At 68.7% G+C, this 19,903-nt stretch carries 17 protein-coding genes; 16 read left to right on the top strand and 1 reads right to left on the bottom strand.

Features of this window, described 5'->3' with window-relative positions; all coding sequences use genetic code 11:
* The first annotated feature begins 49 nt into the window (after positions 1-49).
* The 15 genes from pyrH to PG878_RS07445 all read left to right on the top strand — a co-directional run bounded on the left by pyrH (position 50) and on the right by PG878_RS07445 (position 18,573).
* Positions 50-772: a UMP kinase gene (gene pyrH / locus PG878_RS07515; RefSeq protein ID WP_010344040.1), complete on the top strand. Its 723-nt coding sequence runs from the start codon at positions 50-52 to the stop codon at positions 770-772.
* 195 nt (positions 773-967) lie between these two features.
* Complete coding sequence (frr, locus tag PG878_RS07510) at positions 968-1,525, top strand: ribosome recycling factor (protein WP_209029777.1); 558 nt, start codon at positions 968-970, stop codon at positions 1,523-1,525.
* Positions 1,526-1,563: 38 nt separating this feature from the next.
* On the top strand, positions 1,564-2,304 hold the full coding sequence (gene uppS / locus PG878_RS07505) for a polyprenyl diphosphate synthase (protein WP_160970844.1): 741 nt from the start codon (positions 1,564-1,566) through the stop codon (positions 2,302-2,304).
* Entirely contained in the window at positions 2,301-3,125 is an 825-nt protein-coding gene (locus PG878_RS07500; RefSeq protein WP_209029776.1) for a phosphatidate cytidylyltransferase, read from the top strand. The genes uppS and PG878_RS07500 overlap by 4 nt, the downstream gene beginning before the upstream one ends.
* Positions 3,126-3,130: 5 nt before the next feature.
* On the top strand, positions 3,131-4,336 hold the full coding sequence (dxr, locus tag PG878_RS07495) for a 1-deoxy-D-xylulose-5-phosphate reductoisomerase (RefSeq protein WP_209029775.1): 1,206 nt from the start codon (positions 3,131-3,133) through the stop codon (positions 4,334-4,336).
* A gap of 26 nt (positions 4,337-4,362) precedes the next feature.
* Positions 4,363-5,721 carry an RIP metalloprotease RseP gene (gene rseP, locus PG878_RS07490; protein WP_209029774.1) on the top strand — a complete coding sequence of 453 codons (1,359 nt, stop codon included), beginning with the start codon at positions 4,363-4,365 and terminating at the stop codon, positions 5,719-5,721.
* 80 nt (positions 5,722-5,801) lie between these two features.
* Positions 5,802-8,222 (top strand): outer membrane protein assembly factor BamA, encoded by a 2,421-nt coding sequence (gene bamA, locus PG878_RS07485; RefSeq protein WP_209029773.1) that lies wholly within the window; start codon positions 5,802-5,804, stop codon positions 8,220-8,222.
* A gap of 341 nt (positions 8,223-8,563) precedes the next feature.
* The gene (gene lpxD / locus PG878_RS07480; RefSeq protein WP_209029772.1) at positions 8,564-9,586 is read left to right on the top strand and encodes a UDP-3-O-(3-hydroxymyristoyl)glucosamine N-acyltransferase; all 1,023 of its coding nucleotides are present in this window, start codon (positions 8,564-8,566) and stop codon (positions 9,584-9,586) included.
* Positions 9,583-10,053, top strand: a complete 471-nt coding sequence (gene fabZ / locus PG878_RS07475; protein ID WP_209029771.1) for a 3-hydroxyacyl-ACP dehydratase FabZ — start codon at positions 9,583-9,585, stop codon at positions 10,051-10,053. The genes lpxD and fabZ overlap by 4 nt, the downstream gene beginning before the upstream one ends.
* Before the next feature lie 19 nt (positions 10,054-10,072).
* Complete coding sequence (gene lpxA, locus PG878_RS07470) at positions 10,073-10,864, top strand: acyl-ACP--UDP-N-acetylglucosamine O-acyltransferase (RefSeq protein WP_209029770.1); 792 nt, start codon at positions 10,073-10,075, stop codon at positions 10,862-10,864.
* A gap of 23 nt (positions 10,865-10,887) precedes the next feature.
* Positions 10,888-12,171, top strand: a complete 1,284-nt coding sequence (lpxB, locus tag PG878_RS07465; RefSeq protein ID WP_209029769.1) for a lipid-A-disaccharide synthase — start codon at positions 10,888-10,890, stop codon at positions 12,169-12,171.
* Positions 12,168-12,863, top strand: coding sequence for a ribonuclease HII (locus PG878_RS07460; RefSeq protein ID WP_209029768.1), 696 nt, complete (start codon positions 12,168-12,170; stop codon positions 12,861-12,863). Before lpxB ends, PG878_RS07460 begins: the two co-directional genes overlap by 4 nt.
* A 159-nt stretch (positions 12,864-13,022) precedes the next feature.
* Positions 13,023-16,613, top strand: coding sequence for a DNA polymerase III subunit alpha (dnaE, locus tag PG878_RS07455; RefSeq protein ID WP_209029767.1), 3,591 nt, complete (start codon positions 13,023-13,025; stop codon positions 16,611-16,613).
* The gene (locus PG878_RS07450) at positions 16,601-17,533 is read left to right on the top strand and encodes a hypothetical protein (protein ID WP_209029766.1); all 933 of its coding nucleotides are present in this window, start codon (positions 16,601-16,603) and stop codon (positions 17,531-17,533) included. Before dnaE ends, PG878_RS07450 begins: the two co-directional genes overlap by 13 nt.
* 80 nt (positions 17,534-17,613) lie before the next feature.
* Entirely contained in the window at positions 17,614-18,573 is a 960-nt protein-coding gene (locus PG878_RS07445) for an acetyl-CoA carboxylase carboxyltransferase subunit alpha (protein ID WP_209029765.1), read from the top strand.
* Positions 18,574-18,716: 143 nt separating this feature from the next.
* Here PG878_RS07445 and PG878_RS07440 read toward each other — a convergent pair whose 3' ends face one another.
* Positions 18,717-19,172 carry a CopD family protein gene (locus PG878_RS07440; RefSeq protein WP_010344054.1) on the bottom strand — a complete coding sequence of 152 codons (456 nt, stop codon included), beginning with the start codon at positions 19,170-19,172 and terminating at the stop codon, positions 18,717-18,719.
* 79 nt (positions 19,173-19,251) lie between these two features.
* Between PG878_RS07440 and PG878_RS07435 the strand changes: the two genes are divergently transcribed.
* A complete protein-coding gene (locus PG878_RS07435) occupies positions 19,252-19,857 on the top strand; it encodes a class I SAM-dependent DNA methyltransferase (protein WP_209029764.1) in 606 nt (201 codons plus the stop codon).
* The last annotated feature ends 46 nt before the right edge of the window (positions 19,858-19,903 follow it).

Here is a 19,903-nt window from a genome sequence, read left to right as displayed (position 1 = left end):
CATCGGCTAAAATCGTGTGGTTTGCCCGTCATCCCCCAACGAGGTCGCCATGTCCCAGCTCGCCTATCGCCGTATCCTGTTGAAACTGTCCGGCGAAGCGCTGATGGGAGACGGGGACTACGGCATCGATCCCAAGATCATCAACCGCCTCGCGCATGAGGTGATCGAGGCCCAGCAGGCCGGCGCGGAAGTGGCGCTGGTGATCGGCGGCGGCAACATCTTCCGCGGCGCCGGCCTTGCAGCCAACGGCATGGACCGGGTCACCGGCGACCACATGGGCATGCTCGCCACCGTCATCAACGCGCTGGCGATGCAGGACGCGCTGGAGAAGCTCGGCGCCAAGGTGCGGGTGATGAGCGCGATCAAGATCAACGACGTGTGCGAGGACTTCATCCGCCGCCGCGCGATCCGCCACCTGGAAAAAGGCCGCATCGCGATCTTCGCCGCCGGCACCGGCAACCCCTTCTTCACCACCGACTCCGGCGCGGCGCTGCGCGCGATCGAGATCGGCGCGGACCTGCTGCTGAAGGCGACCAAGGTCGACGGCGTGTACGACAAGGACCCGAAGAAGCACGCCGACGCCGTGCGCTTCGACAGCCTGACCTACGACGAGGTCATCGCCCGCAACCTGGAAGTGATGGACACCGCCGCCTTCGCCCTGGCCCGCGACAGCGACCTGCCGCTGCGCATCTTCAACATGGGCCAGCCCGGCGAACTGCTGAAGATCCTGCGCGGCGCCGAGATCGGCACGTTGGTGAAGGGTCGGGGCTGAAAAGCTGGGAATGGGGAATCGGGATTAGGGAATCGCGACAGCGTTGCGCACTGCAACATTGGCGCTAGCCCCGATTCTCACAACATTGGCGTTCAGTTAGGCGCGCAGGGATCCGCCTTTGCCATTCCCCATTCCCGATTCCCCACTCCCAGCAGGCTATAATCGTCCGATTCAGATTCAGCACGGACACCGGCGATGCTCAACGAAATCAAGCAAGACGCACAGACCCGCATGGCCAAGAGCATCGACGCGCTGCGTCATACGCTCATCAAGGTGCGCACCGGGCGCGCGTCGACCGCCCTGGTCGAGCACCTGAAAGTCAACTACTACGGCTCGGACATGCCGCTGAGCCAGGTCGCCAGCGTCGCCGTCGCCGACGCCCGCTCGCTGACCATTACCCCGTGGGAAAAGCAGATGGTCAGCGCGGTCGAGAAGGCGATCCTGGCCTCGGACCTGGGCCTGACCCCGAACACCGCCGGCACCACCATCCGCCTCAACCTGCCCGCCCTCACCGAGGAGCGCCGCCGCGAACTGTCCAAGGTCGTGCACGGCGAAGGCGAGGACACCAAGGTCGCGATCCGCAACATCCGCCGCGACGCCAACCAGCAGGTCAAGGATCTGCTGAAGGACAAGAAGGTCACCGAGGATGAGGCCCGCGCCAGCGAGGACGACATCCAGAAGCTGACCGACAAGGCGATCAAGGACGTGGACGACGTGGTCAAGGGCAAGGAACAGGAACTGATGGCGGTCTGAGCCTGCGCCTGCCGGCCATGCCTTCCGACCCCATCCCCATGTCCCTGCCCCGCCATCTGGCCATCATCATGGATGGCAACGGCCGCTGGGCGCAGCGCCGCCGCCGGCCGCGCGTGATCGGCCACCGCGCCGGCGCGCGTGCGGTCAACCGCACCATCGACTTCTGCCTGGAGCGCGGCATCGGCGCGCTGACCCTGTTCGCCTTTTCCAGCGAGAACTGGGGGCGCCCGCAGGAGGAAGTGGATGCGTTGATGAAGCTGTTCCTGCACGCGCTCGATCGCGAGGTCGAAGAGCTGCAGCGGCGCGGCGTGCGCGTGCGCTTCATCGGCGACCGCTCGCGCTTCGCGCCGTCGCTGTGCGAGCGCATGGCCCAGGCCGAGGCGCGCACCCGCGACAACCAGGCCCTGCACCTGTCGATCGCCGCCAGCTATGGCGGCCGCCAGGACATCGCCCTGGCCGCGCGCGCGCTGGCCGAGGACGTCGCCGCCGGGCGCCTGCGCCCGGAGCAGATCGACGAGGACGCGCTGTCGGCGCGCATGGCGCTGGCCGACCTGCCGCCGCCGGACCTGTTCATCCGCACCGGCGGCGACCTGCGCATCAGCAACTTCCTGCTGTGGCAGCTGGCCTATACCGAACTGTGGTTCACCGAGACCCTCTGGCCCGAGTTCGGCCCCGAGGTGCTGCAACAAGCCCTGGACGACTACGCCCGCCGCGAGCGGCGTTTCGGCCTCACCAGCGCGCAGGTCGCCGAAGCGGCGACGGAGAACGTTTCCGCATGACCCGTACCCGCGTCATCGCTGCGCTGATCATGGCCCCGCTGGCCATCTGCGCCATCCTGCTGCTGCCGACCCAGTGGCTGGTCGCGCTGGCCGCCTTGATCTTCCTGATCGGCCTGTGGGAATGGCTGAAGCTGGCCGAGGTCGACGACACCTTGCCGCGCACCATCCTGCTGATGCTCAACCTGCTGCTGATGGTGCTGCTGGTGTGGGCCTCGGCCGGCTCGCTGGTGCTGTTCCAGCTGACCACCCTGATCGGCGCCGGCTGGTGGTGCGTGGCGCTGCTGTGGCTGGGCTTCTACCGCTTCGGCTCCGACCACGCCACCTATGCGCGGGTGTTCAAGCTCGCCGCCGGCACCCTGGCGATCGTGCCCGCCTGGGCCGCGCTGGGCCTGATCCACGCCAGCGAGCCGAACGGCCACCGCTGGCTGCTGACCGCCCTGGCAACGGTGTGGGCCGCCGATTCCGGCGCCTATTTCGCCGGCCGCCAGTTCGGCAAGCACAAGCTGGCGCCGCGGATCAGCCCGAACAAGACCGTGGAAGGCCTGATCGGCGGACTGTTGGCCGGCCTGATCGTGGCCGCCGGCTTCGGCTGGCTGGCCGGGGTAACCCTGCCGCACCTGCCCGGGCTGCTGATCGTGGCCGCGGTCAGCGTGCTGGCCTCGGTGGTCGGCGACCTGTTCGAGAGCCTGCTCAAGCGCCACGTCGGCGCCAAGGACTCGGGCAACGTGATTCCCGGCCATGGCGGCGTGCTGGACCGGATCGACGGGGTGCTGGCGGCGCTGCCGATCTTCGCCCTGGGCAAGGACATCTTCGGGTTCTGAGGCCAGTGAACACGCAGCACAGCAAGGACCCGGCGGTCCGCACCATCGCCGTGCTCGGCGCCACCGGCTCGATCGGCGCCTCGGCGCTGGACGTGATCGCGCGCCATCCGCAGCGCCTGCGCGCCGGCGTGCTGGCGGCCGGGCGCAACGTCGACGCGCTGCTGGCGCTGTGCGCCACGCATCGCCCCGCGCATGCGGTGATCGCCGATCCGGCGCTGTACCCGGCGCTGCGCGACGGCCTGCGCGCGGCCGGGCTGTCAACCCAGGCGCATGCCGGCGACGCCGCACTGGACCAACTGGTGGCCAGCGACGCCTGCGACAGCGTGGTCGCCGCCATCGTCGGCGCCGCCGGCCTGGCCTCGACCCTGGCCGCCGCCCGCGCCGGCAAGCGCCTGCTGCTGGCCAACAAGGAAGCGCTGGTACTGGCCGGCGAACTGGTCACCGCGGCGGCCGCGGCCGCCGGTGCCGAGATCATCCCGATCGACAGCGAGCACAACGCCATCTTCCAGTGCCTGCGCTCGCGCCAGACCGGCGCCGAGGTGCGGCGGGTGCTGCTGACCGCCTCCGGCGGCCCGTTCCGCGGCTGGGACCGTGCGCGCCTGCAGGCGGTGACCCCGGCGCAGGCCGTGGCGCACCCGAAGTGGTCGATGGGACCGAAGATCTCGGTCGATTCGGCGACGTTGATGAACAAGGGCCTGGAAGTGATCGAGGCCCACCACCTGTTCGCGCTGGCGCCCGAGCGCATCGAGGTGCTGGTGCACCCGCAGAGCCTGGTGCATTCGCTGGTCGAGTTCATCGACGGTTCCACCCTGGCGCAGATGGGTCTGCCGGACATGCGCACCACCCTGGCGGTGGGCCTGGGCTGGCCGGAGCGCATCGCCTCCGGGGTCGCCGGGCTGGACCTGCTGGCGCAGGGCCGGCTGGACTTTGAGGCGCCGGACCTGGACGCTTTCCCGTGCCTGGGCCTGGCCTGGCGCGCGATGCAGGCCGGCGGCAGCGCTCCGGCGATCCTGAATGCGGCCAACGAAGTGGCTGTTTCAGCCTTTCTTCAGGGCCGAATCGGTTTCCTATCGATTCCTGCGCTGGTCGAGAACGCCCTGACCGAGCTGCCTGCGGTCGCGGCCGATTCCCTGGACGCATTGCTGGCGGCGGATGCGCACTCGCGCACGATCACCGAACTCGCCATTGCCCGCCACTTCGCCCATGCTTGATGCCCACGCCGCCATGAGCCACGCGCATGGGTAATTTCGTTGGCTCCATCTGGTGGATGCTGGTCAGCCTGGGCATCCTGGTGACGTTCCACGAGTTCGGGCATTTCTGGGTGGCCCGCCGCTGCGGGGTCAAGGTGCTGCGCTTCTCGGTGGGCTTCGGCAAGCCGCTGTGGTCGCGCTACGACCGCCACGGCACCGAGTTCGCGATCGCCGCGATCCCGCTCGGCGGCTACGTGAAGATGCTCGACGAACGCGAGGCCGAGGTCGACCCGGCCGAGCGCGCGCAGGCCTTCAACAACAAGAGCGTGTGGCAGCGCATCGCCATCGTCGCCGCCGGCCCCATCGCCAACCTGATCCTGTGCGTGGCGTTCCTCTGGGCGATGTTCGTCATCGGCAAGCAGGACTACGCGCCCCTCGTCGGCCGCGCCGAGGGTCTGGCGCAGCAGGCCGGGTTCCAGGCCGGCGAGCGCATCGTCCGCGTCGGCGACCGCGATGTTGCGACCTGGAGCGAGGCCGCCATGCAGCTGACCGTCGCCGCCATGGACCGCGAGGACGTGGCGGTGCAGACCGAGGACGCGCAGGACGGCGCCAGCCATACCCGGACCCTGCGCCTGTCGCAGCTCCCGGTCGGTTTCGACGAGCGGCAGGTGCCGGCGCTGGCCGGCCTGACCTGGCGCTTCACCCTGCAGCCGGCGGTGATCGCCAACGTCGCCCCCGGCTCGGCCGCCGACGGCGTGCTGCGCCCCGGCGACCGCGTGCTGGCGGTGGACGGCAGCCCGATCACCAGCGCCGACCAGGTCGCGCCGCGGGTGCAGGCGCTGGGCCGCGAGGGCGGCAACGGCCTGATCGAGGTCGAGCGCAACGGCGAGCGGCTGGCGCTGGAGGTCCATCTCAAGCCGACCGCCGGCAAGGGCGCGCCGACCTGGCAATTGGGCGTGAGCATCGGCGAGCAGCGCCGGCCGGCCTACGACGCCACCCTGCGCTACGGCCCGCTGGCGGCGATCCCGATGGCCTTCCGCGAGACCGGCCGGCTGGCCGGGGACACCCTCGGCATCCTGCGCCGCATGCTGACCGGCGACGCCTCGCTGAAGAACGTGTCCGGCCCGATCACCATCGCCAAGGTCGCCAACATCTCGGCCAAGGAAGGGCCGGACGGGTTCCTGAATTTCCTGGCGCTGCTGTCGCTGAGCCTGGCGATCATGAACCTGCTGCCGATCCCGATCTTGGACGGCGGGCACTTGCTGTATTACCTTATCGAGTTGGTCAAGGGCAGCCCGCTGAGCGAGCGCGCCATGGCGGCGGGGCAGTTCGTGGGCCTGACGTTGCTGGCAGGACTGATGGGGTTGGCGTTCTACAACGACCTCTTCGGGCAGGCCCTGCGATGACCCGCGCCGATCCACTCGACCCGCTGTCGTCTTGCGCCGGCGCCCATGCAACAACGATATCGACCTCTACCGGACGTGACATGACGAGATTTCCCACTCGCCGCCTGCTTGCCCTCGCCCTCGCCGCCAGCCTCAGCCTGCCGGCCCTGGCCCAGGTAGCGGAGCCCTTCACCGCCAGCGACATCCGCGTCGACGGGCTGCAACGCATTTCGTCCGGCACCGTGTTCACCTACCTGCCGGTGGAACGCGGCGACACCGTGGACGACGCCAAGGTCGCCGAGGCGATCCGCGCGCTGTACCGCACCGGCTTCTTCGAGGACGTGCGCGTCGACCGCCAGGGCAACATCCTGGTGGTCACAGTCAAGGAACGTCCGGCGATCAACAAGCTGACCGTTACCGGCAACAAGGACATCAAGAGCGAGGAACTGCTCAAGGGCCTGTCCGACATCGGCCTCAGCGAGGGCGGCACCTTCGACCGGCTGAGCCTGGACCGGGTGACCCAGGAGCTGACCCGCCAGTACAACAACCGCGGCAAGTACAACGTCGAGATCACCCCGACGGTGAGCCCGCTGGACCGCAACCGCGTCGACGTGGCCATCGCGATCAAGGAAGGCAAGGCGGCCAAGATCCGCCACGTCAACCTGATCGGCACCGAGAAGTTCCTCAACCAGGACATCCTGGAGAACTGGGAGTCGCGCGAGCACAACTGGCTGTCCTGGTACCGCCGCGACGACCAGTACTCCAAGGAGAAGCTGTCCGGCGACCTGGAGAAGCTCAACTCCTGGTATCTGGACCGCGGCTACGTCGACTTCAGCGTCGACTCCACCCAGGTGGCGATCAGCCCCGACAAGCGCGACATGTACCTGACCGCCGGCATCACCGAAGGCGAGCAGTACAAGATCTCCGACATCAAGGTCACCGGCGACACCATCCTGCCGCAGGAAGAGATCGAGAAGCTGGTCATTCCCAAGGCCGGCGACACCTTCTCGCGCGCGCTGCTGGAATACAGCTCCGACGCGATCACCAACACCCTGAGCAACATCGGCTACGCCTTCGCCAAGGTCACCCCGATCCCGACCACCGACCGCGAGAAGCGCACGGTGGCGGTGAACCTGCAGGTGACCCCGGGCCCGCGCGTGTCGGTGCGGCGCATCGTGTTCCGCGGCAACACCCGCACCTCCGACGAAGTGCTGCGCCGCGAAATGCGCCAGTTCGAGGACACCTGGTACTCGCAGGCGGCGATCGACCGCTCCAAGATCCGCCTGCAGCGCCTGGGCTACTTCGAGTCGGTGGACGTGGAAACGCCGCCGGTGCCGGGCAGCAACGACAAGGTCGACGTGGTCTACAACGTCAAGGAGACCACCTCGGGCAGCTTCACCTTCGGCCTGGGCTACTCGCAGACCTACGGCGTCACCACCTCGGTGCAGCTGTCGCAGAACAACTTCCTCGGCGGCGGCAACCGCGTCGCGGTGGACGCCTCGCGCAGCAGCTACCAGGAGCGCTACGCGTTCTCCTACACCAACCCGTTCTTCACCGACGACGGCGTGTCGCTGGGCTACAACCTGTCGTGGCGCAAGCTGGACTACTCCGACTTCGGCACCGCGCAGTACAACAGCACCAACGGCGCGGCGCAGGTGATCTTCGGCGTGCCGATCACCGAGACCGACAGCGTCTCGCTGATGTTCGGCATCGACAGCAACCAGATCACCACCTACCCCGGCTACACCCCGCAGGCGATCATCAACTACATCGATGCGATGGGGACCAAGACCTTCCACGCCTGGCGCAGCGAACTGGGCTGGGCGCGCGACACCCGCAACGACTACTTCATGCCGACCCGCGGCATGTACCAGCGCGTGGGTCTGGAAGCCACCCTGCCCGGCTCGACCGTGGAGTACTGGAAGCTCAACTACCAGATCTCCAAGTACTGGCCGATCTCGCCGGCACTGGTGCTCAACACGCGCGCCGAATTCGGCTACGGCGACAGCTACGGCAGCGACGTGTCGCGCGATATCTGCGGCACCACCACCACCAACAGCTCCGGCACGCCGGTGTACACGGCGCAGGCCTGCGACGGCACCAACCTGGTCCGCCGCGTGACGGCGTCGGGCCTGCCGTTCTACGAGAACTTCTACGCCGGCGGCACCAACTCGGTGCGCGGCTTCGAGGACAACACCCTCGGCCCGCGCTCGGAGGCCACCGCCTCATACAGCCGCGGCCAGCCGCTGGGTGGCTCGTTCAAGACCGTGGGCTCGGCGGAAATGTACTTCCCGAAGCTGTTCGACAGCCCGTCGGCGCGCATTTCGGCGTTCGTGGACGTCGGCAACGTGTTCAACGGCGTGGACAACTTCAAGTCCAATCAACTGCGTGCCTCCACCGGTATCGCGTTGCTGTGGCGCGCCCCCGTCGGTCCGATCTCGATCAGCTACGCGATTCCGCTGAAGAAGGAAGACAACGACGAGATCGAGCGTCTGCAGTTCACCTTTGGTGGGCAGTTCTGACGAACTGCCCACCCGCTGCCAGGGCGTCGCCCTGGCAGCCAGGTTTTCGCTGCGCGAAACCCTGCTGGGGCTTGGCCTGCCTAATCCCCGCGCTTCGGCGCGCCCCGAGCTCGTCACCGCATTCGCGCTGACGCCCCACGCTCCCGCGCCTGCGAGTGTGTCGCTTGTGGCCGTACCCTCACCCCAACCCCTCTCCCGATGGGAGAGGGGCTGACTCCCTTCTCCCATCGGGAGAAGGTGCCCTGTAGGGGCGGATGAGGGTCGGGCAGTGCACGCTGTGTCGGCGCGCCCTACGCGGCCGTACGTATGACCGTGCTGGTGGCACACGGTAGAATCTCCCGGTGAATACTTCGACCTATACCGCTGACGAGATCGCCGAGCGTTTCGGCCTGCAGGTGCATGGCGACGGCAGCGTCGCGGTGCATGGCGTGGCCACGCTGGCGCAAGCCGGCCCGGGACAGCTCAGCTTCCTGGCCAATCCCCGCTACCGCGCGCAACTGGCCGACAGCACCGCGGCGATCGTGGTGCTGCGCGCCGACGATGCCGAGGCCGCGCCGGGCACCGCGCTGATCGCGCGCGACCCGTATGTCGCCTTCGCCAAGATCGCCGCGCTGTTCGACGTGGCGCCGCTGCGGCCGCCCGGCATCCATCCCAGCGCCAGCATCGATCCCAGCGCGCAGGTCGCGGCCAGCGCGCACGTCGGCGCGTTCGTCAGCATCGGCGCGCGCAGCACGATCGGCGAGGGCTGCGTGATCGGCCCCGGCTGCGTGATCGGCGAGGACTGCCAGGTCGGCGCCGGCAGCGAACTGATCGCCCGCGTCACCCTGGTCACCCGGGTGCGCCTGGGCCAGCGCGTGCGCGTGCACCCCGGTGCGGTGCTCGGCGCCGACGGTTTCGGCCTGGCGATGGACGCCGGCCGCTGGATCAAGGTGCCGCAGTTGGGCGGCGTCCGCATCGGCGACGATTGCGAGATCGGCGCCAACACCTGCGTGGATCGCGGTGCGCTGGAAGACACCACTCTCGAAGAAGACGTGCGCCTGGACAACCTGGTGCAGGTCGCGCACAACGTGCACATCGGCGCGCACAGCGCCATCGCCGGCTGCACCGGCATCGCCGGCAGCGCCAGGATCGGCCGCTACGTGATGCTCGGCGGCGCGGTCGGCGTGGTCGGCCACCTGGAGATCTGCGACAAGGTCGTGGTCACCGGCAAGTCGGTCGTGCGCAACTCCATCCACGAGCCGGGCGAGTACTCGTCCGGCACCCCATTGACCGACAACCGCACGTGGCGCAAGAACGCCGCGCGCTTCAAACAGCTCGATGCCCTGGCCCGTCGCATCCTGTCTGTCAGCAAGGAGAAGGAATGAGCCACGATCAGCCCCTGCCGGACGCCACCCTGCCGGACATCAACCAGATCCGCGCACTGCTCCCGCACCGCTACCCGTTCCTGCTGGTGGACAAGGTGGTCTCGCTGGATTTCGAGAACCGCCGGATCATCGCGCACAAGAACGTCAGCATCAACGAGCCGTACTTCCAGGGCCACTTCCCGGGCCAGCCGATCATGCCGGGCGTGCTGATCATCGAGGCGCTGGCGCAGGCCGGCGGCATCCTGACCCAGCTGGCGATGGGTCGCGACGCGCAGTCCAAGCTGTTCTACATGGTCAAGGTCGACAACGCCCGCTTCAACAGCCAGGTGGTGCCAGGCGACGTGCTGGAACTGCATGTGGAAATCAAGCGGGTGATCCGCAACATGGCGGTGTACTACGGCGAGGCCAAGGTCAACGGCAAGGTCGTGGCCTGCGCCGAAGTGCTGTGCGCCGGCACCCGCGAATGACCCTGGCAGGAGATCTGCGATGAGCGCCAACGCCCCCCTGATTCACCCCTCCGCGGTCATCGATCCCGGCGCGACACTCGCCGCCGACGTGCGCGTCGGCGCCTTCACCGTGATCGGCGCCGAGGTGGAGATCGGCGAAGGTTGCGAGATCGGCTCGCATTGCAGCATCGTCGGCCCGACCCGACTCGGCCGCGACAACCGCCTGGTCGGCCACGTCGCGCTCGGCGGCGACCCGCAGGACAAGAAGTTCGCTGGCGAACGCACCGAACTGGTGATCGGCGACCGCAACGTGATCCGCGAGTTCGTCACCGTCAGCCGCGGCACCGGCAGCGGCGGCGGCATCACCCGGGTCGGCAGCGACAACTGGTTCCTCGCCTATACCCACGTCGCCCACGACTGCATCGTCGGCAACCACTGCGTGTTCTCCAACAACACCACCCTCGCCGGGCATGTGGAAGTGGGCGATCACGTGATCATCAGCGGCTTCGCCGGCGCGCACCAGTTCTGCCGCATCGGCGATCACGCCTTCCTCGGCATGGGCGCACTGATCAACGGCGACGTGCCGCCGTTCACCATGGTCGGCGGCAATTCCCTGGGGCGCCCGCGCGGCATCAACAGCGAAGGCCTGAAGCGCCGCGGCTTCGACCCCGAACGCGTGGCCGCGATCAAGCGCGCCTACCGCGCGCTGTACGTGGCCGGCCTGCCGCTGGCCGAGGCCAAGCACCAGTTGGCGGTGCTGGCCGAAGGCAGCGAGGACGTGCGCGCGATGCTGGAATTCATCGAGTCCAGCGAGCGGCCGTTGTTGCGATGAGTGCCGGGAATGGGGAATCGGGAATGGGGAATGGGAAGAGCGGTCGCCCGCCCGGCCCGGGCTCCGCTGTTGCTTCTACCATTCCCCATTCCCCATTCCCCATTCCCGGCGCAGCCAAGCTGCGCATCGCCCTGGTCGCCGGCGAAGCCTCCGGCGACCTGCTGGGCGCGGGGCTGATCGAGGCGCTGCGCGCGCGCTATCCCGACGCGGAATTCGCCGGGGTCGGCGGCGAGGCGATGCGCCAGGCCGGGTGCCAGACCTGGTTCGATGCCAGCGAACTGGCGGTGATGGGCCTGCTGGAAGTGCTGCGGCATCTGCCGCGCCTGCTGAAACTGCGCCGCGCGCTACGCGAGCGGCTGCTGGCCTGGCGCCCGGACGTGTTCGTCGGCATCGACGCTCCCGATTTCAATCTCGGCGTGGAGCGCTGGCTGAAACAGCGCGGGCTGCGCACCGTGCACTACGTCAGTCCGTCGGTGTGGGCCTGGCGCGAGCAGCGCGCGGCCAAGATCGGCGCCAGCGCCGACCGGGTGCTGTGCCTGTTCCCGATGGAGCCGCCGATCTACGCCAGACACGGCGTGGACGCGCGCTTCGTCGGCCACCCCATGGCCGATGCGATCGCATTGCACGAAGACCGCGGCGCGGCGCGTGCGTCCCTGGGCGTGCCGGCCGACGTGCCGGTGCTGGCGGTGCTGCCGGGCAGCCGCCTGGGCGAGATCGGCAAGCTCGGCGACACCTTCTTCGCCGCCGCCGCGCAGGTGCTGCAACAGCTTCCGCAGGCGCGCGTGCTGGTGCCGGCCGCCAATGCCGCGTGCAAGGCGCTGATCGCCGAGCAACTCGCGCGCTCGGCCCTGCCGCCGGCCGCCACCCAGGTGCTGGATGGCCACGCGCGCGCCGCGCTGCTCGCCGCCGACGCGGTGCTGCTGGCCTCCGGCACCGCGACCCTGGAAGCCATGCTGGTGAAGCGGCCGATGGTGGTGGGCTACAAGGTCGCCCCGCTGACCTACCGCATCGTCAAGGCGCTGGGCCTGCTGAAGGTCGACCGCTACGCCCTGCCCAACATCCTCGCCGGCCACGACCTGGCGCCGGAACTGATGCAGGACGCCTGCACCCCCGACGCCCTGGCCGCCGCGCTGCTGCACTGGCTGCGCAACCCGCAGGCGGTGGCGGCGCTGCAGCCCGAATACGAACGCCTGCACCTGCTGCTGCGCCAGGACGCCTCGGCGCGCGCGGCCGATGCGGTGCTCGAATTGCTGGAAGGCCGGGATTCGGGAATCGGGATTCGGGATTCGTCAGGAGCAACGGCATGAAGCGCTCCCTTTCCCCGCCGTCGCCGCAGCAGTCGCTTTTGTCCCATTCCCCATTCCCCACTCCCGATTCCCGGCTCTACGCCGGCGTCGACGAAGCCGGGCGCGGCCCGCTGGCCGGGCCGGTGGCGGTGGCGGCGGTGGTGTTCGATCCGGCGCGCACCCGCATCAACGGGCTGGACGATTCCAAGCAGCTGACCGCGGCGCGGCGCGAGACGCTGTATGCGCGCATCGTCGAGCGGGCGCTGGCTTGGCAGGTGGTGCTGATCGAGGCCGAGGAGATCGACCGGCTGAACATCTACCAGGCGACCATGCTGGGCATGCGCCGCGCGGTCGAGGGCGTGGCCCACGTGGCCGGCTTCGCCCGCATCGACGGCAACCGCGTGCCCAAGGGCCTGCCCTGCGCCGCCGAGGCGCTGGTCGGCGGCGACGGCCTGGACCGCGCGATCATGGCCGCCTCGATCGTGGCCAAGGTCACCCGCGACCGGATCATGCAGCGCCTGCACGACGAACACCCGCACTACGGCTTCGACCTGCACAAGGGCTATGCCACCCCGGCGCACCTGGCGGCGCTGGCCACGCATGGCCCCTGCATCCACCATCGACGCAGCTTCGCGCCCGTGCGGATGGCCCTGGCGGGCCAGGAGTCTGCCGCGAAGATTGCGGAGCCACTGGAATCGCTGCAACTCGCGTAGGACGTTCGGCGGGATAGGCGGGCAACCACGCGCACTCAACGTGCAGTGAGACCGCAAAAGAATCCCCAATCCCCAATCCCGAATCCCCGCCCCTCGCTGTCAAGCCTTGCCCGGCTCGCCCCCCGCCGCTACCCTGCCCGGGCATCGCTCTGGTTCCGCATGTCCACTTCCCGCTTCGCCCATCTGCACATCCACACCGAGTTCTCGCTGGCGGATTCGACCATCCGTGTGCCCGAGAAACCGGATCAGGCCGACCCGAAGAAAGCCAAGCAGGCCAACCTGCTCAGCCGCGCGGTGGAACTGGACCTGCCCGCGCTGGCGGTCACCGACCTCAACAACCTGTTCGCGCTGGTCAAGTTCTACAAGGCCGCCGAGGGCGTGGGCATCAAGCCGATCGCCGGCGCCGACCTGCTGATCGCCGATGGCACCCAGGCGCCGTGGCGGCTGACCGTGCTGTGCCGCAATCGCGACGGCTACCTGAGCCTGTCGCGGCTGCTGACCCGCGCCTGGCTGGAAGGCCACCGCAGCGAAGGCGGCGTGGCGCTGCGCCCGGAATGGCTGCAGACCGGCAGCGACAACCTGTTCGCGCTGGCCGGCCGCGAGAGCCTGGCCGGGCGCCTGGCCAGCGAAGGCCGCCACGACCTGGCCGAGCAGCAACTGGCCGACTGGCAGCGCATCTTCGGCGACGGCCTGCATCTGGAGCTGACCCGCACCGGCCGCGACGGCGAGGAGGCGTTCAACCAGTTCGCCCTGCACGCCGCCGGCACCCGCGGCCTGCCGGTGATCGCCAGCAACGACGTGCGCTTCCTGTACGCCAGCGATTTCGCCGCGCACGAGGCGCGCGTGTGCATCTCCTCCGGCCGCGTGCTCGACGACCCCAAGCGCCCGCGCGACTACAGCGACCAGCAATACCTGAAGTCGGCCGAGGAGATGGCCGCGCTGTTCGCCGACATCCCCGACGCGATCGACAACACGCTGGCGCTGGCGCAACGCTGCAACATCGAGATGCAGTTGGGCACCTACTTCCTGCCCGCCTATCCGGTGCCCGACGACGAGACGCTGGACAGCTGGATTCGCAGCCAGTCGCGCGACGGCCTGGCCGCGCGCCTGGAGAAGAACCCGCTGGCGCCCGGCAAGACCCGCCAGGACTACGTGGACCGGCTCGAGTTCGAGCTGGACACCATCATCAAGATGGGCTTCCCCGGCTACTTCCTGATCGTGGCCGACTTCATCCAATGGGGCAAGAACCAGGGCATCCCGATCGGCCCGGGCCGCGGTTCCGGTGCCGGCTCGCTGGTGGCGTGGGCGCTGCAGATCACCGACCTGGATCCGCTGCCGTACAACCTGCTGTTCGAGCGCTTCCTCAACCCGGAACGCGTGTCGATGCCCGACTTCGACATCGATTTCTGCATGGATCGCCGCGACGAGGTGATCGACTACGTGGCGCGCAAGTACGGCCGCGACCGGGTCAGCCAGATCATCACCTACGGCACCATGGCGGCCAAGGCGGTGGTGCGCGACTGCGGCCGCGTGCTCGGCTTCCCGTACGGCCTGGTCGACGGCGTCGCCAAGCTGATCCCCAACATCCTCGGCATCACGCTGAAGGACGCGATGGGCGAAGGCAAGGACAGCGAGATGGCCTCGCCGGAGCTGATCCAGCGCTACCAGGCCGAGGACGACGTCCGCGACCTGATGGACCTGGCGCGGCAGCTCGAGGACCTGACCCGCAACGCCGGCAAGCACGCCGGCGGCGTGGTGATCGCGCCGACGCCGCTGTCCGACTTCTGCCCGCTGTTCGCCGAACACGACGTCGACAATCTCGGCAGGAATCCGGTCACCCAGTTCGACAAGGACGACGTCGAGCAGGTCGGCCTGGTCAAGTTCGACTTCCTCGGCCTGCGCACCCTGACCATCATCGACTGGGCGGTGAAGGCGATCAACGTGCGCCACGCGCGCGCCGGCATCCCGCCGGTGGAGATCGCCGCGATCCCGCTCGACGATGCGCCGACCTACAAAGGCATCTTCGCCTCGGGCAACACCGGCGCGGTGTTCCAGTTCGAATCCTCGGGCATGCGCCGGCTGCTGAAGGACGCCCGCCCCGACCGCTTCGAGGACCTCATCGCGCTGGTGTCGCTGTACCGCCCCGGCCCGATGGACCTGATTCCCTCGTTCAACGCGCGCAAGCACGGGCAGGAGGAGATCGTCTATCCCGATCCGCGCACCGAAGCGATCCTGAAGGACACCTACGGCATCATGGTGTACCAGGAGCAGGTGATGCAGATGGCGCAGATCGTCGGCGGCTACTCGCTGGGCGGCGCCGACCTGCTGCGCCGTGCGATGGGCAAGAAGGTGCCGGCGGAAATGGCCAAGCACCGCGAGATCTTCCGCGAGGGTGCGGCCAAGGGCGGCGTCGGGGAGGCCAAGGCCGACGAAATCTTCGACCTGATGGAGAAGTTCGCCGGCTACGGCTTCAACAAGTCGCACGCCGCCGCCTACGCGCTGGTCAGCTACCAGACCGCGTGGCTGAAACGCCACTACCCGGCCGAGTTCATGGCGGCCACGCTGTCCTCGGACATGGACAACACCGACAAGGTGGTCGGCTTCCTCGACGAGGTGCGCAACCTCGGCCTGACCGTGCTGCCGCCGCGCATCAACGCCTCGGCGTACATGTTCGAGGCGGCCACGCCGGACACCATCCAGTACGGCCTGGGCGCGATCAAGGGCGTGGGCCGCGGCGCCTGCGAGGCGATCGTGGCCGAGCGCGAGCGCGGCGGCGAGTACGCCTCGCTGCTGGATTTCTGCACCCGCGTGGAATCGGCCAAGCTCAACAAGCGCACCCTCGAGGCGATGATCAACGCCGGCGCGATGGACGGGCTGGGCGCCAACCGCGCCACGCTGATGCTGCAGTTGCCGGAGGTGATGAAGGCCACCGAGCAGATGGCGCGCGAGCGCGCCTCCGGGCAGAACTCGCTGTTCGGCGGCGCCGATACCAGCGCGCCGGCGCTGCGCCTGGACCTGCCGGAGAGCAAGGAATGGCCGCTGGGCCAGTTGCTGGCCGGCGAGCGCGAGACGCTGGGCTTCTACCTCAGCGGCCATCCGTTCGATCCGTACCGCGACGAAGTGCGCGAGCTGGTCGGCTGCGACCTGGGCGCGCTGGAGAAGATCTGCGCCCAGTCCGGCGGCGGCCGCGGTGGCGGCGGCGACGGCGAAAAGCGCGCCTGGCGCCCGGAGGTCAGCGCGATCCTCGCCGGCCAGGTGGTCGGCGTGCGCCGCAAGGGCGACAGCCAGGTGTTCGTGCAACTGGAGGACGGCCGCGGCCGCATCGAGTGCAGCGCGTTCTCCGACGCCATCGCCGAATTCGGCCACCTGCTGACCCGCGACCGCATCCTCATCGTCAAGGGCGGCGTGCGCGAGGACGAATTCAACGGCGGCTACGCGATGCGGATCCGCCAGTGCTGGGACTACGAGCAGATCTGCACGCACCACGCGCAGCGCCTGTCGCTGCGCCTGGACCTGCGCCAGCGCAGCGCCTGGCCACGCATCGACGGCCTGCTGGCCCGCCACCGCCCTGGCAAGACGCCGTTGCGCCTGGATCTGCTGCTGCAGTCGGCGCAAGGCGGCATCGCCGGCATGCTCGACCTCAACGGCAGCCATTCGGTGCGTGTGGATCCGCAACTGCTGGACGCCCTGCGCGGCGACCCGGCGGTGCGTGCGGTGAAGGTCAAGTACAGCCCGCCGTGGGCGAGTTGACCCTCGCTGCAAGCCGAATCTACCGTCTCTTTTTTCCCTACGTTCTGGATATCCGCGTGCGCTTTTTGCTTCTGTCCTGCTGCATTTTGTTGTTGACTGCCTGCGGCAAGGGTCCGCAAACCTTCCGCTTCGACAATCCGACCGGGCAGGCTTTGCCGATCCAGGTCGATGGACAGTCGCACAGCATCCCCGCACATGCCGAACTGGCCCTGGAATTGGCGCCGGGCGCGCACACCCTGCAGACCGCGCAACTCGGACGCGTGCCCTTCATCGTGTACGCCGATCACGACGGCACCCTGGTCAACCCCACCCTGTCGGATTACTACTGGATCGACGAGATCTACTGGACCAGCACCGCCCGTCCGCGCGAGTTTCAGGGCGACGGGGTCGTCGAGGTGCGGGGCGTGGCACTGAAAGGCCGCTACGGGCAAGTCCACGACTTGTTCATCGTCAAGGACTGGGACTTCGACGTGCATACCCCATTCCCCGAGAATGCCGTCGGCGCAGTCGACAGCAGCGGCGGCCGGCGCATGCGCAAGATTTTCGCGCCCGATGACTTCGTCGCCTACGTCGAGAGCAGCCACGATGCCCCTGGCTATGTCGCGGCGCATCAGCCGCGCGATTGGCAGCCGCCGCAGCGCCGGGTCACGCCCGCGGCCGAACGCCTGCCGGCCTTGCCGCCAGTGATGGAGGCGCACGCCGGGCCGCTGCGCGCGCTGGTCAATGCCTACCTGCATGCGACCGATCCGGCCGAGCAACAGCGCCTGCGCAAGACCTACGTGTCCACGCAGATCGACTTCACCCATGCCACCGCGCGCCTGTTCAGCGGCCTGTCGGTGGACGACAACAAACGCGTCAACGACTTCGTCGAGGGCATCCAGCAGATCATGAACAGCCCTGCGCTGGTGACCGGCCCCTGAGCCGGGTACCGGACGGCCGCGTACGGGCCGCCACGCGGCATTCGGCTAAACTCCCCACTTCACGTTCTCCACGGCTTCCAATGAACCCGAACTACCTCGACTTCGAGCAACCCATCGCCGATCTGGAAGCCAAGATCCAGGAACTGCGCAATGCCAGCACCGGCCCGGCGGTCAACGTCGACGCCGAGGTGGGCGCGCTGGAGGACAAGCTGCGGGTGCGTACCGCGCAGATCTTCCGCGACCTGTCCTCGTGGCAGATCTCGCAGCTGGCGCGGCACCCGCAGCGCCCGTACACGCTGGACTACATCAACGTGTTCTGCGACGAGTTCCAGGAGCTGGCCGGCGACCGCGCGTTCGCCGACGACAAGGCCATCGTCGGCGGCCTCGGCCGCATCGACGGCCGCGCGGTGGTGATCATCGGCCACCAGAAGGGCCGCGACACCAAGAGCAAGATCGCGCGCAATTTCGGCATGCCGCGCCCGGAGGGCTATCGCAAGGCACTGCGCCTGATGAAGCTGGCCGAGCGCTTCAAGCTGCCGCTGCTGACCTTCATCGACACCCCCGGCGCCTACCCCGGCATCGGTGCCGAAGAGCGCGGCCAGAGCGAGGCGATCGCGCGCAACCTGCTGGAGATGGCCGAACTGAAGGTGCCGGTGATCTGCACCGTGATCGGCGAAGGCGGCTCCGGCGGCGCGCTGGCGATCGGCGTGGGCGACCGCACCCTGATGCTGGAGTACGGTACGTACTCGGTGATCTCGCCGGAAGGCTGCGCCTCGATCCTGTGGAAGGACGCGGCCAAGGCCAAGGATGCCGCCGAGCAGCTCGGCCTGACCGCCAAGCGCCTGTCCGCGCTGGGCCTGGTCGACAAGGTGATCCGCGAACCGATCGGCGGCGCCCACCGCAACCCCACGCAGATGGCCAAGCGCCTGAAGGCGGTCCTGCTCAACGAACTGGACGCCCTGGAAAAGCTGCCGATCGCACAACTGCTGGAGAAGCGCTACGCGCGCCTGCGCAGCTACGGGGCGTACGAGACGGCCTGAGGCGCCGCGCGCGGCGCCTCGGGATTGGGGATTCGGGATTGGGGATTCGCAAGAGCGGATCCCATGGGCACCGAACTGCTATGGGTTGCTCCGTGATGCAACACGGAGCACGGGACCCGCTTTTACGACTCCCCAATCCCCGCTCAAAACGGCTTCGCCAGCACCAGCCAGATCACCACCAGCAGCGCCAGCACCGGCACCTCGTTGAACAGGCGCAGGGCGCGCGAGGACGGCAGCGCGCCGGCCTGGCCGACGCGCTTGAGCCAGCGGCCGGTGAAGATGTAGTAGGCCAGCATCAGCGCGACCAGGCCGAGCTTGGCGTGCAGCCAGCCGCTGTGGCCGGGCGCGACCATGGTCGGGAAGTCCGGCAGCACCTTGTAGCCCAGCCACAGGGTCAGCCCCAGCAGCAGCGCCAGGCCGAACATGCTGTGGCCGAAGCGGTACAGGCGCCGCCCCATCAGCGCCAGGCGTTCCTGCACCTGCGGCTGGCCCGCGCTCTCGGCGATGTTGACCAGGATCCGCGGCAGGTAGAACACCGCCGCCATCCATGCGATCACGAACAGCAGATGCAAGGATTTGATCCACAGGTAGAGTTGCATGCTGGCTCCAGGTCGCTGGCGTAGGATGTGCGGCCATTTTCGCCGATTCGTCCGGCGCCCGCACGGACCACACGCCCGCATGGACAAACAGTACGACGCCGACTACTTCCAGCGCTGGTATCGCCGCGACGGCATCGGCGATGCCGCGCGCCTGGCGCGCAAGGTCGCGCTCGCCGTGGCCCAGGCCGAGTACTACCTGGAACGGCCGATCCGCAGCGTGCTCGACATCGGCTGCGGCGAAGGCGCCTGGCGCGCGCCGCTGCTGAAGCTGCGGCCGAAGCTGCGCTATCTCGGCTTCGACAGCAGCGATTACGCCGTCGCCCGCTATGGCCGCCACCGCAACCTGCACCCGGCGCGCTTCGGCGATTTCGCCTGGCTGCGGCCGTGCGCGCCGGTGGACCTGCTGGTGTGCTCGGACGTGCTGCACTACGTGCCCAGCCGCGAACTGCGCCAGGGCCTGCCCGGCCTGGTAGAACTGTGCGGCGGCGTGGCGTTCCTGGAGACCTTCGCCGCCGAAGACGACTTCTACGGCGACCATGCCGGCTTCCAGCCACGCGCGGCGCGCTGGTACCGGCGTCAGTTCGGTGCGCTCGGGCTGCGCCCGGTGGGCAGTCATTGCTGGCTGGCGCCAGCGCTGGCGGGCGATGCGGCGGCCCTGGAGACGATTGGTCTGGTGCCCCATTAAGGTGCAAACCGCGCGGATGCGTTATGCTGCACGGCAGCATACGCTC

This window comes from Xanthomonas hawaiiensis, from assembly GCF_031834635.1.
GTDB lineage: Bacteria > Pseudomonadota > Gammaproteobacteria > Xanthomonadales > Xanthomonadaceae > Xanthomonas_A > Xanthomonas_A sacchari.
This window is presented reverse-complemented; position numbering and strand designations above follow the sequence as displayed.